This window comes from Ramlibacter tataouinensis (genome assembly GCF_001580455.1).
Classification (GTDB): domain Bacteria; phylum Pseudomonadota; class Gammaproteobacteria; order Burkholderiales; family Burkholderiaceae_C; genus Ramlibacter; species Ramlibacter tataouinensis_B.
Window position 1 is genome coordinate 2,906,976 of sequence record NZ_CP010951.1, and the last position, 16,321, is coordinate 2,923,296.

14 protein-coding genes are annotated in these 16,321 nt (G+C 68.5%); 8 read left to right on the plus strand and 6 right to left on the minus strand.

Going from position 1 to position 16,321, the window contains the following annotated elements; translation table 11 throughout:
* Positions 1–15: 15 nt before the first annotated feature.
* On the minus strand, positions 16–2,601 hold the full coding sequence (ligD, locus tag UC35_RS13745; protein ID WP_061500626.1) for a DNA ligase D: 2,586 nt from the start codon (positions 2,599–2,601) through the stop codon (positions 16–18).
* A 127-nt stretch (positions 2,602–2,728) separates the two neighbouring features.
* Positions 2,729–3,790, minus strand: coding sequence for a ferritin-like domain-containing protein (locus UC35_RS13750; protein ID WP_082793189.1), 1,062 nt, complete (start codon positions 3,788–3,790; stop codon positions 2,729–2,731).
* 265 nt (positions 3,791–4,055) lie between these two features.
* Here UC35_RS13750 and UC35_RS13755 point away from each other — a divergent pair, with 265 nt between their 5' ends.
* Entirely contained in the window at positions 4,056–4,511 is a 456-nt protein-coding gene (locus UC35_RS13755; RefSeq protein WP_061500629.1) for a hypothetical protein, read from the plus strand.
* Complete coding sequence (locus tag UC35_RS13760; RefSeq protein ID WP_061500631.1) at positions 4,508–5,413, plus strand: hypothetical protein; 906 nt, start codon at positions 4,508–4,510, stop codon at positions 5,411–5,413. Before UC35_RS13755 ends, UC35_RS13760 begins: the two co-directional genes overlap by 4 nt.
* 102 nt (positions 5,414–5,515) lie before the next feature.
* Here the strand turns inward: UC35_RS13760 and metK are convergent, their stop codons facing one another.
* Positions 5,516–6,697, minus strand: coding sequence for a methionine adenosyltransferase (gene metK / locus UC35_RS13765; RefSeq protein ID WP_061500633.1), 1,182 nt, complete (start codon positions 6,695–6,697; stop codon positions 5,516–5,518).
* Positions 6,698–6,826: 129 nt separating this feature from the next.
* On the opposite strand from metK, the gene UC35_RS13770 reads away from it, so the two are divergent.
* On the plus strand, positions 6,827–7,651 hold the full coding sequence (locus tag UC35_RS13770; RefSeq protein WP_145979459.1) for a lysophospholipid acyltransferase family protein: 825 nt from the start codon (positions 6,827–6,829) through the stop codon (positions 7,649–7,651).
* On the plus strand, positions 7,648–8,517 hold the full coding sequence (locus UC35_RS13775) for a lipid A biosynthesis acyltransferase (RefSeq protein ID WP_061500637.1): 870 nt from the start codon (positions 7,648–7,650) through the stop codon (positions 8,515–8,517). The genes UC35_RS13770 and UC35_RS13775 overlap by 4 nt, the downstream gene beginning before the upstream one ends.
* Positions 8,518–8,638: 121 nt before the next feature.
* Here UC35_RS13775 and UC35_RS13780 read toward each other — a convergent pair whose 3' ends face one another.
* On the minus strand, positions 8,639–9,535 hold the full coding sequence (locus UC35_RS13780) for an alpha/beta fold hydrolase (RefSeq protein WP_061500639.1): 897 nt from the start codon (positions 9,533–9,535) through the stop codon (positions 8,639–8,641).
* Complete coding sequence (gene yihA, locus UC35_RS13785; RefSeq protein ID WP_061500640.1) at positions 9,532–10,194, minus strand: ribosome biogenesis GTP-binding protein YihA/YsxC; 663 nt, start codon at positions 10,192–10,194, stop codon at positions 9,532–9,534. The genes UC35_RS13780 and yihA overlap by 4 nt, the downstream gene beginning before the upstream one ends.
* 96 nt (positions 10,195–10,290) lie before the next feature.
* On the opposite strand from yihA, the gene UC35_RS13790 reads away from it, so the two are divergent.
* The 4 genes from UC35_RS13790 to msrP all read left to right on the plus strand — a co-directional run bounded on the left by UC35_RS13790 (position 10,291) and on the right by msrP (position 15,541).
* Positions 10,291–10,938 carry a c-type cytochrome gene (locus tag UC35_RS13790; RefSeq protein WP_061500641.1) on the plus strand — a complete coding sequence of 216 codons (648 nt, stop codon included), beginning with the start codon at positions 10,291–10,293 and terminating at the stop codon, positions 10,936–10,938.
* Between the two features lie 104 nt (positions 10,939–11,042).
* Positions 11,043–13,184: a cytochrome c biogenesis protein ResB gene (locus UC35_RS13795; RefSeq protein ID WP_061500642.1), complete on the plus strand. Its 2,142-nt coding sequence runs from the start codon at positions 11,043–11,045 to the stop codon at positions 13,182–13,184.
* Positions 13,181–14,506: a c-type cytochrome biogenesis protein CcsB gene (gene ccsB, locus UC35_RS13800; RefSeq protein ID WP_061500649.1), complete on the plus strand. Its 1,326-nt coding sequence runs from the start codon at positions 13,181–13,183 to the stop codon at positions 14,504–14,506. The genes UC35_RS13795 and ccsB overlap by 4 nt, the downstream gene beginning before the upstream one ends.
* Positions 14,507–14,542: 36 nt before the next feature.
* Complete coding sequence (msrP, locus tag UC35_RS13805) at positions 14,543–15,541, plus strand: protein-methionine-sulfoxide reductase catalytic subunit MsrP (RefSeq protein WP_061500653.1); 999 nt, start codon at positions 14,543–14,545, stop codon at positions 15,539–15,541.
* A gap of 20 nt (positions 15,542–15,561) precedes the next feature.
* On the opposite strand, the gene UC35_RS13810 is transcribed toward msrP, so the two are convergent.
* On the minus strand, positions 15,562–16,320 hold the full coding sequence (locus UC35_RS13810; RefSeq protein WP_061500655.1) for a metallophosphoesterase: 759 nt from the start codon (positions 16,318–16,320) through the stop codon (positions 15,562–15,564).
* Between the last annotated feature and the right edge of the window lies 1 nt (position 16,321).

Sequence of the window (16,321 nt, forward strand, 5' to 3'; positions counted from 1 at the left end):
GGAGATTCCTAGGCTTCAGGACGGCTTGAACCCCATGACCTTCATCGCCTTGGCCAGGCCGATGCGGCTGGCCTCGTAGTCGGCCCAGGGCGCGTTGCCCTGGTCCAGCCGCTGGTGCACCGTCGCCACCGTCCAGTTCGCGCCGCTCTTCAGGCCGGCCAGTTCGTCCCAGCGCACCGGCACCGAAATGCCCAGGCCGGGCCGGGCCCGCGCCGACCAGGCGCACACCGTGGTGGCGCCGTAGCTGTTGCGGATGTAGTCGATGAAGATCTTGCCCACGCGGTTGGTGCTGCCGCTCTTGGCGACGAAGCGCTCCGGAATGGTGCGCGCCAGGTGCGCCACCACCGCTTGCGAAAAGTCCTTCACCGTGTCCCAGTCGAACTGGCGCTTGAGCGGCACGATGATGTGCAGGCCCTTGCCGCCGCTGGTCTTGAGGAACGAGGGCAGGCCGATCTCGGTGAGGAAGGCGCGCACCAGTTGGGCCGCTTCCTGGATCTTCGGCCATGACACGCCCTCGCCCGGATCGAGGTCGAAGGTCATGCGGTCGGGCTTGTCGATGCCGGTCTTCACCCCGTTCCAGGTGTGGAATTCCACCACGTTCATCTGCGCGGCCGACAGCAGCCCGTCCGGCCGCGCAACATACACCATGGCCGGGTGGCCGGGGAAGATGGACGGGTCCAGCGACTCGATGCCGGCCATCTGGTAGCGGTCCATGTGCTTCTGGAAAAACAGCTGCCCGTCGATGCCGTCGGGCGCCCGAAGCATCGCGATCGGCCGGTTCTTCAGGTGCTCCATCATCAGCGGGGCGACCAGCGCGTAGTAGCGCACCAGGTCGATCTTTCGGGTGCCGGTCTGCGCGTCGATGACGCGGTCGGGGTTGCTCACGCGCAGCGTGGCCGGCAGCCGGGCCTGCGCCGCGGTGGCGGCGGGGGCCGGCGCCGCTTCGGGCGCGGAATTCCGGCCCGCCGGCCGGGCGGCCTTGCTGGCTCGCACCACATGCAGGGGCTCCTCGCGCCGCACACTCGCAGGCTTGCGGTCCTCGCGCAGCCCGTGGAACACCGAATGCCGGATCCGGTCGTCGCGCGTCCATTCACCGAAGCTCACTTCGCACACCAGCTCGGGCCGGACCCAATGGGCCTTCATCGGGATCGGCGTGCCGGGATCGAACGGACTGCTGCCCGTGCCCAGGGCCTCGAGCCGGCGCTGCAGGTCGCGCAGGGTCGCCTCGTCGAAGCCAGTGCCCACATTGCCGGCATAGTGCAGCCGGCTGCCCGCATAGGTCCCCAGCAGCAGCGAGCCCACGCCGGCGCGCGCGCCGCGCGGGTCGGTGTAGCCGCCGATCACGAACTCCTGCCGCAGGCCGCACTTCAGCTTGATCCAGTCCGCGGAGCGGCGCGCCACGTAGGCCGAGTCGCGCCGCTTGCCGATCGCCCCTTCCAGCCCCAGCTTGCAGCACGACTGCAGCACCTCTTCGGCCGGCGCGTCGAACACCTGCGAGAAGCGCACCTTGTCGTGCGGCTTGCGCTGCACGATCCGCTGCAGCACCGCGCGCCGCTCGGTGAGCGGCACCTCGCGCAGGTCATAGCCGGCGCAATAGGGCAGATCGAACAGGTAGTAGACGATGTTGGCCGTGCGCGCGCTGTCGAAGGCGTTCTGCAGTGCCTGGAAGTCCGCCGGCGCGCGCTCGCTGGGCATGATGATCTCGCCGTCGTACCAGCCGTCGGGCAGTTCCATGGATTCGAGCGCCTTGTGAAGCTGCCCCAGCTTGTGGGTCCAGTCGTTGCCGTTGCGCGTGAACAGCGTCAGCCGACCGCCTTCGGCGCGCGTGAGCAGGCGGTAGCCGTCGAACTTGATTTCGTACATCCAGTCCTGCCCGCCATCCTTGGGCGGCGCATCGACCAGCGTGGCCAGCTGCGGCTGCAGGCGGTCCGGCAGGTCCGCCTTGCGCGCACCGGCGGGCGGCCCGCCGGGGGCGGGCGCCGGCGCCACGGCCGGCGACGCCCGGCGGCCGGCCGGCGGCCGGTCGGACAGGGTGCTGACGCTGTCGGGCATCTCGTCCACCACGCTGAATTCGCTGGAGGGCCGGGCGAACTGGTCGCGCTCCTTGATCAGCAGCCAGGGCTCGGCGCGTCCGCCATGGCCGTCGCCTTGGGCCCGGCCTTTCATGCGCACCAGCGCCCATCGCCCGTGCAGCTTGTGGCCACGCAACTCGAACTTGAGGCTGCCTTCGAGCAGGCCCTGGTGCGGATCCTCGACCGGGACCCAGACGCCCTTGTCCCAGACGATGACCTTGCCGGCGCCGTAGTTGCCCGGCGGGATGGTCCCCTCGAAGCTGTTGTAGGAGATCGGATGGTCTTCGGTCGGCATGGCCATCCGCTTGTCCGCGGTATCGAAGCTGGGTCCCTTGGGCACCGCCCAGCTTTTCATGGTGCCATCCAGCTCCAGCCGGAAGTCGTAGTGCAGGCGCGTGGCCCAGTGCTTCTGCACGACGAAGCTGCGCGCGGACTCGTTCGCCACGCCGCCCTCGGCGGGTTCGGGCGTGGCGTCGAAGTTGCGCTTGGCGCGGTAGGTCCGGAGCGCGCGGGCGGAGCGGTCATCCATGGGGGCTTGCTGCTTCAACGATAAGAACCTGGCCGGCGCCGGCTTGTAGGAGAAGCTCGCCAGTGCCGCGCACGCCGGCAACAAAAAGCCGGCCCGAAGGCCGGCATGGCAAGGGACGGGCTGGCCGTCATGCGCGGCGCAACTGATCGCGCAGCATCTTGATCTGGTCGTGGTTGCGCTGCACGCCCTGCATCTGCCGTTCCACCATCTGCTTCACGTCCGCCGGCAGCGGCTTCTTCATGGCCTTGCGGTAGCGCGCGACGGCGTTGTCCTCGCCGCGTTCGCATTCCTCGAGCACGGCCTTGTCGTCGTAGGTGGCCAGCGCCGTCCTGAGCGCGACCCAGCCCCGGTGCATTGCGGCCGCCGCGCTGCCGTGCTCTTCCACGCGCCCGCCCAGGGCGCGGACCTGCTCATTGAGTTCCTGCGTGGCGCGCCGGCACTCCACCGCCCGCTGCATCAGGGTCGCCTTGAGGTCCGCCCGCCGGGCCTGCGCCGCGCATTCGCGGAAGCCGTATTCGCCGTCCAGGGCGCATTCGGCCAGGTCCTGCAGCACGTCGATCACGTCACGCTGGTCGCCGCTGTCGTTGCCCGCGGCCTGCATGTCGCCCACGGCGGCGGCGGCGCCGCCACCTGGGCTGCCGCGCATGCGGTCGTCCCGCGTGCGCTCGCGCAGGGATGCATCGACGCGGTCCCAGGCGGCGCGGCTGGCGGGCCGTGCGCCTTCCCAGTCGAGGGCGGAATCGGCGCGGGTGCGGTCCCATTCGGACCGGAGCTGGGCTTCGGCGGCGTCCCAGTCCTGGTAGCGGCTGCGGCCGGTCACGCCGAGCCGATAGGCCGGCCGGTAATCGTCGAAGCTGCGGCCGGCCTCGTAATAGGGCTCGCTCTCGTACTTCTCGCGCCAGTGCCTTTCCTCGGCTTCGGGGTTGATGGCCTCGGCCGCGGCGTGGCCGGCCAGGGCGCCGACCACGGCGCCGATCGCGCCGCCCACGGCCATCCCCGCCGGGCCACCCACCACGCCGGCCGTGGCGCCGGCCAGGGCGCCGCCTGCCGCAGCGCCTGCCACCGCACCGCCGACCGCGCCGATGCCGGTGCCGACCGGGTGCGAGGCGGTCGAGCGGCTCATGCTTTCGTCGTCCAGCGGATCCCGATCGAGCGGATCGCGATTGAGGCCTCTGTCTTCAGCAGCCATGTGAATGTCTCCTTGAAAGTGAACGGGGCGCCGTTGCTGGCTGGCGCCTCCGCGATACGACTCCCATCTTTGGACGGCCTGCATGGCGCGGCAGTCGGCCATGGGGGAGACAGCCTGTAGGAGAAGGATTCGCGCCCCGGCACGGCATTGCCGCCGTGCCGCCGGCGCCCACAGGCGATTCATGCGCTGTCCTACATCCGGGCGGCGCGCGGACGGGCACGCTCGCGCAGGACGTGAAAACAACACGATTTCGAAGCGTGCCGCCATGAAATATTCGCTGCGCAAGACCCCTTCCCACCTGCACCTGGCCTACAAGTACGGCGAGGGCACCGATGGACTGATCGGCCGCAACTTCATGCTGGAGATCGAGGACAAGGTGTTAACGGTGGCAATCGACCTGACGCCCAACTTCCACACCCGCAACAAGACGGCGTCGGCCTATGTCGACGCGGTGAATTTCGAGCACAACCACCACAAGCTGCGCTACCTGCAGTGCGCCGACAACCTGGTTCGCGCCCGGCTGATCCGGGCCTGGGAGCAGATCAACGAGCCCCAATTGCGCATGTCCCTGGAACTCGGACCCCGCGGGCGGTATCTCTATACGGTGCAACCACATTCATTGTTCACCGGGGGCATCCAGTTCGATGTCCGTGAAGTGCTCGGGCCGGCGCTGGTCGAAGCGGGGCACGAGGAGCCGGAGTGGCATGGGGAACACTCATGAGCCCTCGACGGCCGCCCGGCATCGGCCGGGCCGGCCGCCGCTGGAAGTGGGTGGCCGCCACCGGGCTGGCCCTGCTGGCAGCCGGCGCGGCCGCCTCGCCTGAAGAACTTCGCGAACAGCATGCGCAGCTGCGCGAGCAGTTGCGCCACAACCCCTACCAGCGGGCGATCCATATCGAGTCGGCGGAGACCGGCGATATCCTCCGGGGCGACGTCTATGCGGTGCTGGATCATCCGTTCCAGTCCCTGAGCGGCGCGCTGAAGGAGCCGGCCGAATGGTGCGCGATCCTCATCCTGCCGTTCAACACCAAGTACTGCCATCCGATCGAGGGCGCGGCCGGTGCCGGCCTGATGCTGCGCATCGGCCGCAAGGCGGACCAGCCGGTCGGTGACGCCTACCGCCTCGACTTCAGCCTGCAGCCGGTCGCGGCGCGCTCCGACTATTTCGAGAGCCGGCTGCTGGCCGAAACCGGCCCCATCGGCACGCGCGACTACCGCATCGTGCTGGCGGCGATGCCGCTGGACGCGAACCGCACCTTCATGCGCCTGAGCTATTCCTACGGATCGAGCGGCATGGGGCGCATGGCAATGCAGGTCTACCTCAACACCACGGGCGCCCAGAAGGTCGGTTTTACCGTGGTGAGCCACGACGGCAACAAGCAGCCGGTTTACGTCAAGGGGATGCGGGGCGTCATCGAGCGCAACGCGATGCGCTATTTCCTGGCGGTGGACGCGCACCTGGCGGCGATGGGGGCGCCGCCCGAGCAGCAGCTGGACAAGCGCCTGATGACCTGGTTCAACTCGACCGAGCAGTACGCCCGGCAGTTGCACGAGATGGACCGCTCGCAGTACGTCGCCATGAAGCGCAGCGAGGTCGCGCGGCAGCAGACGATGCTGCAGTAGGGCCAGACCTTCACCGCAGAGGCGCCGAGGGCGCCGAGATTCGCAGAGCACCATGGCTCTGCGCGTCTCTGCGCCCTCGGCAGTGGATGACCCGAGCTGGCTTTACTTCAGGCCGGCCGCTGCACGCAGCGCGGCAGCCTTGTCCGTCCTCTCCCAGCTGAATTCCGGCTCTTCACGTCCGAAGTGGCCGTAGGCCGCGGTCTTCTCGTAGATCGGGCGCAGCAGGTCGAGCATCTGGATGATGCCCTTGGGACGCAGGTCGAAGTGATCGTGCACCAGCGCGGCGATCTGGTCATCGGGGATCACGCCGGTGCCTTCGGTGTAAACCGTGACGTTCATCGGCCGGGCGACGCCGATGGCGTAGGCCACCTGGATCTGGCACTGCCGCGCCAGGCCGGCGGCCACGATGTTCTTGGCCACGTAGCGGGCCGCGTAGGCGGCCGAGCGGTCCACCTTGCTCGGGTCCTTGCCCGAGAAGGCGCCGCCGCCGTGCGGGCAGGCGCCGCCGTAGGTGTCGACGATGATCTTGCGGCCGGTCAGGCCGCAGTCGCCCTGCGGGCCGCCGATGACGAAGCGCCCGGTCGGGTTGATCAGGTACTTGGTGTCCTTCAGCCACGCGGTGGGTAGCACCGGCTTGATGATCTCCTCGACCACCGCCTCGATGAAGGCCGGCTTCATGTGTTTGCCGTCGCTCATCTCCGGGCTGTGCTGCGAGGACAGCACCACGGTGTCGATGCTGTGCGGCTTGCCGTCCACATAGCGCATGGTCACCTGGCTCTTGGCGTCGGGGCGCAGGAAGGGCAGGCGGCCATCCTTGCGCAGCTGGGCCTGGCGCTCGACCAGCCGGTGCGCGTAGTAGATCGGCGCGGGCATCAGCTCGGGCGTCTCGTCGCAGGCGTAGCCGAACATCAGGCCCTGGTCGCCGGCGCCGGTGTTCAGGTGGTCGTCCGAGGCGTGGTCCACGCCCTGGGCGATGTCGTTGGACTGCTTGTCGTAGCAGACCATCACCGCGCAGCCCTTGTAGTCGATGCCGTACTCGGTGTTGTCGTAGCCGATGCGCTTGATGGTGTCGCGCGCGACCTGGATGTAGTCGACGTGCGCGTTGGTCGTGATCTCGCCGGCCAGCACCACCAGCCCGGTGTTGCACAGGGTCTCGGCGGCTACGCGGCTGCGCGGGTCCTGCCGGAAGATGGCATCGAGGATCGCGTCGGAGACCTGGTCGGCCACCTTGTCGGGATGGCCCTCGGACACCGATTCGGAAGTAAAGAGAAAGTCGTTCGCCATTGAATACACTCCGCTGTCGTTGCAGAAAGCGCGTTGCCTTCTGCCGGAGCTTGGGCGAACGCTTTAGCAGCACTGTTTTACGTCGCCCTGCAAGTAGTTCGATAACTCGGCGACATCCCCATTTTAACTGTGAAACGTCTTTTCCACATGCTGTCCGGTTGGCCCTTGCCGCTGCTGCACATCATGGGCGCCGTGCTCGGCTGGGCGGCGTTCCTGGGCTCGCCCACCTACCGGCGGCGCTTTCTGGCCAATGCCGCGCAGGCCGGCTACCGCTTTGCGTCGGTGCGGCGGGCGGTCGCCGAGGCGGGCAAGCTGGTGGCCGAAGCGCCCCGCCTGTGGTTCGGCAGCATGCCGCGCATCCACTGGGAGGGTGCCGAGCTGATCGACGCCGCCCGCGCCACTGGGCGCGGGATCGTCTTTCTCACGCCACACCTCGGCTGTTTCGAGATTACCGCCCAGGCCTACGCCGTGCGCTATGGCCGGATCACCGTGCTCTACCGTCCGGCGCGCAAGGCCTGGCTGCGCGAGCTGGTGGACACCGCGCGCGAGCGGACCAACCTGGCGGCCGCGCCCACCACCCTGGCGGGCGTGCGCCAGATGCTGCGTGCCCTGCGGGCCGGCGAAGCGGTGGGCCTGCTGCCCGACCAGGTGCCGCCGCAGGGGCTGGGCGCCTGGGCGCCGTTCTTCGGCAAGGAGGCCTACACCATGACGCTGCCGGCGCGCCTGGTCCAGCAGACCGGCGCGGTGCTCTTGCTGGCGGTGGGCGAGCGCCTGCCGCATGGGCAGGGCTACTGCGTGCGCCTGATGCCCTGGGAGGGCGCGCTGGACAGCGCGCCGGCGCCGGCCGCGGCCCAGGTCAACGCGCAAATGGAGCGCCTGGTGGGGGGCTGGCCGGCCCAGTACCTGTGGGGTTATGCGCGCTACAAGCAGCCGCGGGTGGAGATGGCGCCATGATGAGCAGGCTGGGGATCCTCTTCATGCGGCTGCTGGCGTTCCTGCCGCTGCCGCTGGTGCGCGCGCTCGGCCACGCGCTGGGCCTGCTGCTGTACCTCGTCGTGGTGCCGCGCCGCCGCGTGGTGCGCGTGAACCTGCGACTGTGCTTCCCCCAATGGAGCGAGGCACAGCGCCGGCAGGTGATGCGCGATGTCTTCATCTACGTGACCCAGTCCTTCCTGGATCGCGCCTGGCTGTGGCATGCCGATCCCGAGGTGGTGCGCCGCCGGGTGAAGCTGACCGGCGCCGTCCATGAACTGGCCGGCGAGGCGCCCACCATCCTGTTCGCGCCGCACTTCGTCGGCCTGGATGCGGGGGTGACCGGTGTCACGCAGCAGATCCCGCGCCGCGTCATCGGCATCTACACCCAGCAGAGCAACAAGGTGGTCGATGCCTGGGTCCTCAAGGGCCGGCACCGCTTCGGCATCCGGCCGCGCCCGATGAACCGCTCGGAGGGCGTGCGCGAGATCGTGTCGGCCATCCGCGAAGGAGACCTGATGTACCTGCTGCCGGACATGAACTTCGGTCCGGAGGAGTCGATCTTCGTGCCCTTCTACGGCGTGTCCGCGGCGACGGTGCCCTCGCTGTCGCGCTTCGCCCGCCTGGGCCGGGCCAAGGTCGTGCCGCTGGTCACCCGCCTGACGCCCGAGGGCTACGAAGTGCGGGTGCTGGAATCCTGGGCCGCCTTCCCCTCGGCCGACGCCGAAGCCGATACGGCGCTGATGAACAAGCGGCTGGAAGGCTACATCGACGAGATGCCCGCGCAGTACTACTGGGTGCACAAGCGCTTCAAGACGCGCCCGCCCGGCGAACCGGGCGTGTATTGAGCCGGGATCCGGAACGTGCAGCGCCCCTCACCCCAGCCCTCTCCCCGGAGGGGAGAGGGAGTAATGCGGGCGGGGTAGGGGGTGCATCCCTTGCCCGGCGGGGAGAGGGCGGGGGTGAGGGTCAGCTGGCCAGAAAAGCCTGGAGCCGTTCCGCCACGAACGCCGGCCGCTCATGGATGATCCAGTGCGTCGCCCCCGGCACTTTCTCCAGCGTGAGCTGCGGGATGTACTCGTCCAGCCCCTCGATCAACTCCGGCGGCAGCGCCACGTCCTCCATGGCCCACAGCACCAGCGTCGGGAGGTCCACCGTCAGCATCTCGCGCGGCAGCGTGATCGCGGCTGCGGCCGGGTCACCTTCGCGCGGCGGGCGCAGCGGCGAGGCGCGGTAGTAGTTGCAGCCGCCGGTCAGGCTGGCGTCCCAGACCTCGCGGTACTGCTGCTTCACCGCCTCGGTCAGCCAGCCGGCATCGTGGCCGGCCGTGAAGAACCCGAACAGGCGGCGGTAATCGTCCTCGCGCAGCAGCTTCTCCGCGTCCGGGCGGATCAGGAAGTTCATGTAGGCGCTGGCGGCCTGCTGGCGCGGGTTTGACTGCAGTTCGCGCAGGAAGGTGCCCGGATGCGGCGAATTGATGATCGCCAGCTTGTTCGCGAGTTGCGGCAGCTGGTTCGCCAGGTTCCAGGCGACGGCGCCGCCCCAGTCGTGCGCCACCAGACAGGCCAGCGGCTGTCCCTGGGCTTCGATTTGAATCAGGGCCGCGATGTCCTGCACCAGCTGCTTGGCGCGGTATTGCTTCACGTCCTGCGGCTGCGAGGACTTTTCGTAGCCGCGCAGGTTGGGTGCCACGCAGCGGTAGCCGCCGTGTTCGGGGCGGGCGAAGTGTTCCAGCAGCACATCCCAGACGAAGGCCGCTTCGGGAAAACCGTGCAGGAACATCAGCACCGGCCGACCGGGCTCGCCGGCGGCGCGGCAGCTGAGGGTGATGTCGTGCGGCAGCCGCCGCTCGTAGGTCTGGATCATGTCGATTCCTGCGCCCAGTTGCGAAGCAGCAGGGCCGCTTCTTCGACGCCCTGCTTCTTGAGCGCGGAAAAGAGTCTGACCTCCCCACCGCCTGCCTGCAGTCGCGCGATGGACAGCGCCTTGGTCGCCTCGCTGCGGTTGAGCTTGTCGGCCTTGGTCAGGAGCAGCAGGAACTTCAGCCCCTGCTCCACACGCGGGCGGATCACCTCCAGCAGGATCTCGTCGAGCTCGGTGAGGCCGTGGCGCGGGTCGCACAGCAGCACGATGGCCCGCAGGTTCTCGCGCGTGACCAGGTAGTTGGCCATGACCTGCTGCCAACGGATCTTGTCCTGGCGCGGGACGGCGGCATAGCCGTAGCCGGGCAGGTCGGCCAGCACGGCGTCGGTGATGCCCTGCTTGCCCAGGGCGAACAGGTTGATGGCCTGGGTACGCCCCGGCTTCTTGGAGGCGAAGGCCAGGCGCTTTTGCTGCGTCAGGGTGTTGATGCAGGTGGACTTGCCGGCATTGGAGCGGCCGACGAAGGCGAATTCCGGCACCGACAGCGCGGGCAGGAATTCGAGCGTGGGCGCGGTGGTGAGAAAGCGCGCGGTGTGCATCCAGCCCATGGCCAGCGCCGCGGCGTTGCTGGGGCCGGCGGGCTGCGGGCTGGGGGAGGTCATGGGCTCTGGGGGTGGCTAGGTCGTGTCGGGAGGAGCCCCGAGTGACGCATTGTAGAATTACGGGGTTTTGCGTCCCGAAAAGATCAACGCCCCATCATGAAGTCGATTGCTGCTTCCCTGCTGACTGTCGCCGCACTGGCACTGCCCGCGCTGCCCGCGCTGGCCAATGGCGCCGCCCCCGCCGCGGCGGCGGCTCCCGCGGCGAAGGCGGACATCAATGCCGGCTCCACCAAGTACGGCGCGGCCTGCGCGGCCTGCCACGGCGCCGACGGCAATTCGGGCGTGCCGGCCAACCCCAAGCTGGCCCAGCAGCATCCCGAGTACCTGGTCAAGCAGCTCGAAGAGTTCAAGAGCGGCAAGCGCACCAGCCCGATCATGCAGGGGATGGCCGCGCAGCTCACGCCGGCCGACATGAAGAACATCGCCCACTGGGCCGCCTCCAACAAGGCCAAGCCGGGCTTCGCCAAGGACAAGGACCTGGTGATCCTGGGCGAGAAGATCTACCGCGGCGGCATCGCCGACAAGCAGGTGGCCGCCTGCGCCGGCTGCCACAGCCCCAACGGCGCCGGCATCCCGGCGCAGTACCCGCGGCTGTCGGGCCAGCACGCCGACTACACCGCCGCGCAGCTGACGGCCTTCCGCGACGGCGTGCGCGCCAACAGCCCCCAGATGGCGCAGATCGCCGCGCGCCTGAGCGACAAGGAAATCAAGGCGGTGGCCGACTACATCGCCGGCCTCCGTTGAGTTCCGTCGACAAAAGTTGAACTAACCGCCACAGAACAAGCCTAAGAAAGGCGGGCGCCTCGGACGGAGGGCCCGCCTTTTTTTGTCCAAGCTTCCCCTTTGCAATGACCGCTGCCACCCAGGGCCTGGAACTTCGCACCGGATCGCAGCGCCTGCGCGCGGCGGTCGAGCTGGTGTCGTCGATGCGCTTCGCCATCTCGCTGCTGACGGTGATCTGCATCGCCTCGGTGATCGGCACCATCGTCAAGCAGCACGAGCCGGTGGTGAACTACGTCAACCAGTTCGGCCCGTTCTGGGCCGAGCTGTTCATGGCGCTCAAGCTCAACGCGGTGTACAGCGCGGGCTGGTTCCTGCTGATCCTGGCGTTCCTGGTGATCAGCACCTCGCTGTGCATCGCGCGCAACACGCCGAAGATCATCCGTGACCTGAAGGCCTACAAGGAAAACGTGCGCGAGGAAGCCCTGCGGGCCTTCCACCACCGGGCCGAGGCGGAGCTGGCCGGCCCGGCGCAGGCCGGCGCCACGCGCCTCGGGGAGTCGCTGGCCAAGGCAGGCTGGAAGGTGAAGCTGCAGCGCCGCGCCACCGCGCGCGGCGAAGGATGGATGGTGGCGGCCAAGCGCGGCGGCGCCAACAAGGTCGGCTACCTGGCGGCCCACAGCGCCATCGTGCTGGTGTGCCTGGGCGGCCTGATGGACGGCGACCTGATCGTGCGGGCCCAGATGTGGTTCGGCGGCAAGACACCCTATGCCGGCGGCGGCATGATCTCCGACGTGAAGCCGGAGCACCGGCTGCCGGCCAGCAACCCGACCTTCCGCGGCAACCTGTTCGTGGCCGAAGGCACGCAGTCGGGCAGCGCGGTCCTGAACCAGTCGGACGGCATCCTGATCCAGGAGCTGCCGTTCTCGATCGAGCTGAAGAAGTTCATCGTGGAGCACTACTCCACCGGCATGCCCAAGCTGTTCGCCAGCGAGATCGTGATCCACGACCGCGAGACCGGCGCCGCCACGCCGGCGCGGGTGGAGGTGAACCATCCGGCACGCTACCGCGGCATCGAGATCTACCAATCCAGCTTCGACGACGGCGGCTCCAGCGTGAAGCTGAAGGCGGTCCCGATCAACGGCGGCCGCCCCTTCGAGGTCGAGGGCGTGATCGGCGGCAGCTCGCAGCTGACCCGGGGGCCGGTGGATGGCGCCGAGAAGATGACGCTGGAGTACACCGGCCTGCGCGTGATCAACGTCGAGAATTTCAGCGGCGGCGAGCGCGGCGGCACCGACGTGCGCGCGGTGGATCTGCGTGCCTCGCTCGACGCCCGCCTGGGCGCGGCCAACAAGACGACGGCCAAGAAGGAGCTGCGCAACATCGGCCCCAGCATCAGCTACAAGCTGCGCGACGCGGCCGGCCAGGCCCGCGAGTTCAACAACTACATGCTGCCGGTGGACATGGGCGACGGCCCGGTGTTCCTGATGGGCTTGCGCGAAACGCCCTCGGAGCCCTTCCGCTACCTGCGCGTGCCGGCCGACGACCAGGGCGCGCTTGACGGTTTCGTGCGCCTGCGCGCCGCGCTGCAGGACCCGGCCGTGCGCGCGCAGGCGATCCGCCGCTACGCCGCCAAGGTGACCGACGCCTCCAGGCCGGAACTGGCGCAGCAGCTCACCGCCTCGGCCAGCCGGGCGCTGGACATGTTCGCCGGCGAGGGCACGCCGCCGGGCCCGGGCGGCAAGCCGGCGGCCGGCCTGCAGGCCATCTCCGACTTCATGGAAGCCAACGTGCCGGAAGCCGAGCGCGCTCGCGCCGGCGAAGTGCTGCTGCGAATCCTCAGCGGCGTGCTGTTCGAGATGACCCAGATCACGCGCGAGCAAGCGGGCCTGAAGCTCCTGGAGCCCAGCGAGCAGACCCAGGCCTTCATGACGCAGGCGATGCTGGCGCTGAGCGACGCCAACGCCTACCCCGTTCCCATGGCCTTCCAGCTGGTGGACTTCAAGCAGGTGCAGGCCAGCGTGTTCCAGGTGACGCGCGGCCCTGGCAAGAACATTGTCTATCTGGGTTGCGCCCTGCTCATCCTGGGGGTCTTTGCCATGCTGTACGTGCGCGAGCGCCGCGTCTGGTGCTGGGTGACGGGCGAGGGCGAGCGATCGCGCTGCACGATGGCGCTGTCGAGCAACCGCAAGACCATGGACGCCGACCGTGAATTCGAGCTGCTCAGGCAGCAACTGTTGGGAGACAAGGTGTCGGGAGACAAGGTATGAACACCGCAAGCACAACGCTCACGCTGCACAGCGGCTATTTCTCGCAGCGCAGCTGGTTCGACTGGCTGTTCGCCGCCATCGTCGCGCTCGGTGGCGCCTATGCCTTCGCCCGCTACGGCGCCTACATGGACGTGTACGAGAAGGGGATCCTGGTTGCCGCGGTGCCGGCGGCGATCTGGGTTGGCTGGTTCTGGAAGCCGCTGCGCGCGTTGATGCTGGGCGCCTCGGCCGCCAGCCTGTTGGGCGTGCTGTCCTATGGCGGCACGCTGGCCAGCGCCGACTCGGTGTTCTGGCTGAAATACTTCCTGTCCAGCCAGTCGGCCATCCTGTGGATGAGCGTGCTGTTCTTCATGAGCACGGCCTTCTACTGGATCGGCATGTTCGCGCCGCGCCAGGGCCCGGTGATGGAGCTGATCGGTTCGCGCATCGCTTGGGCGGCGGTGACCATGGCGCTGATCGGCTCGCTGGTGCGCTGGTACGAAAGCTACCTGATCGGCACCGACGTCGGCCACATCCCGGTCAGCAACCTGTACGAGGTGTTCGTCCTGTTCTGCTGGCTGACGGCGGCCTTCTACCTGTACTTCGAGGACCGCTACCAGACCCGGGCGCTGGGCGCCTTCGTCATGCTGGTGGTGAGCGCGGCGGTTGGCTTCCTGCTGTGGTACACGGTGGTGCGCGAGGCGCACGAGATCCAGCCGCTGGTGCCGGCCCTCAAGAGCTGGTGGATGAAGCTGCACGTGCCCGCCAACTTCATCGGCTACGGCACCTTCTCGCTGGCCGCCATGGTGGCCTTCGCCTACCTGATCAAGAAGCAGGCGCAGGAGCAGCACTGGGGCCGGCTGGCGCCCCTGTGGCTGCTGGGCATCGCGCTGTGCTTCGTGCCGATCGCCTTCCGCCAGCGCGGCGTGGCCGAGGCTGGCGGCTACTACTGGGTCGGCTACGCGCTGATCTCGGCGCTGATCGCGGCCGGCATCCTGCTGGGACGCAAGCGCATCGCCGCCCGCCTGCCTTCGCTGGAGGTGCTGGACGACGTGATGTACAAGTCGATCGCCGTCGGCTTCGCCTTCTTCACCATCGCCACCGTGCTGGGGGCGCTGTGGGCGGCCGAGGCTTGGGGCGGCTACTGGAGCTGGGACCCCAAGGAGACCTGGGCGCTGATCGTCTGGCTGAACTACGCGGCCTGGCTGCACATGCGCCTGATGAAGGGGCTGCGCGGGACTGTCTCGGCCTGGTGGGCGCTGGCGGGGCTGGCGGTCACGACCTTCGCCTTCCTGGGCGTCAACATGTTCCTGTCAGGATTGCACAGCTACGGTACGCTGTGAGGCTTGCGCCGCGGGCGCGTGTGTGAGGAGCACCCCATGCTGATCAAGAGATTGAGCGACGGCTTCATTCACCCGGTCCCCAGCGAGATCACGCCGCCGGCCGTGTATGCCCGGCGGCGCGAGCTGCTGAAACTGATGGCCGCGGGCGCCGCCGGCCCGGTGCTGGCGGGCTGGGCTGCGCGCGAAGCGCTCGCCGCCGACGCCGAGCGTCCCGGCAAGCTGGCGCAACTGGCCGCCTCGAAGTCGGGCGTCGACGGCGCGGTCACCATGGAAAAGGTGACGGAGTACAAGCACGCCACCAGCTACAACAACTTCTACGAGTTCGGCACCGACAAGGCCGATCCGGCGCACAACGCCCACACCCTCAAGACCCGGCCCTGGACCGTGGAGGTCGAGGGCCTGGTGAAGAAGCCGGCGAAGTACGCGATCGAAGACCTGCTCAAGCTCAGTGCGCAGGAAGAGCGCATCTACCGCCTGCGCTGCGTCGAAGGCTGGTCGATGGTGATTCCCTGGATCGGCTATTCGCTGTCCAAGCTGATCGAGAAGGTCGAGCCGCAGCCCGGCGCCAAGTTCGTCGAATTCGTGACGCTGGCGGACAAGAAGACCATGCCCTTCGTCGGCTCGAACGTGCTCGACTGGCCCTATGTCGAGGGCCTGCGCATGGACGAAGCCATGCACCCGCTCACGCTGCTGTCCTTCGGCATGTATGGCGAAGTCCTGCCGAACCAGAACGGCGCGCCGGTGCGGCTGGTGGTGCCATGGAAGTACGGCTTCAAGAGTGCCAAGAGCCTGGTGCGCATCCGCTTCACCGACAAGGAACCGAAGACCGCCTGGAACAAGGCCGCGGCCAACGAGTACGGCTTCTATTCCAACGTGAACCCCACGGTGGACCACCCGCGCTGGTCGCAGGCCACCGAACGCCGCATCGGCGAGGACGGCCTGTTCGCCAAGAAGCGCAAGACACTGATGTTCAACGGCTACGAGCCGCAGGTCGGCCAGTTGTACGCGGGGATGGACCTGAAGAAGAACTACTAGGTAGAACCTGGAACCGGCGCCTACACCTCGACGGTCAGGCCTGGGTCGAAGCTGGCGTTCTCGTTGACGCCCTCACGCGCATAGCCGCGCGGGTTGCACAGCACCCGCGTGCCGTTCACGCGGTAGTCGAAGCTGTCGTGCGTGTGGCCATGAATCCACAGGGCCACCCGTCCAGCGCCCAGCAGGCGCTCCAGGTCGGAGACGAAGCAGGCGTTGAGGGGCGACTCCGCAAAGCGCGGATGGACGCTGCGGGGCGAGGGGGCGTGGTGGGTGATCACCACGGTCGGCCCGGCGTGCGGCGTGGCCAGCTTCTCATTGAGCCAGGCCGCGTGCCGCCTGAACAGCGCGGCGGAGTGTGCCGGCGTGAACAGGGTGCCGGCCTCGTCCGTGCGGATGGCGCTGAAGTCGCGCAACATGTGCTGCGCCGCGGCCATGGCGGCCGCCTTCTTCTCGCCGGGGCCGAACAGGTCGAAGTCGCTCCACAGCGTGGCGCCGAGAAAGCGCACGCCGTCCAGGACGATCTCCTCGGCATCGAGCACGTGCACGTCGCTGCCCTGGCACAAGCCCTTCAACTCGGCCATCGCGCCCGCCAGGCTGGCGCCGTAGTACTCGTGGTTGCCGAGCACGTAGAGCACCGGCTTGCCGAAGCCCTGGGCCCATTCGGCCGCCGCCCGCGAGCGCGCGATGTCGCCGGCCAGCACGACCACGTCGGCGTCGCTGGCCGGACGCGCCATCGGGCCGAAACTCAGGTGCAGGTCGGAAAGGACGTGGAGCTTCATG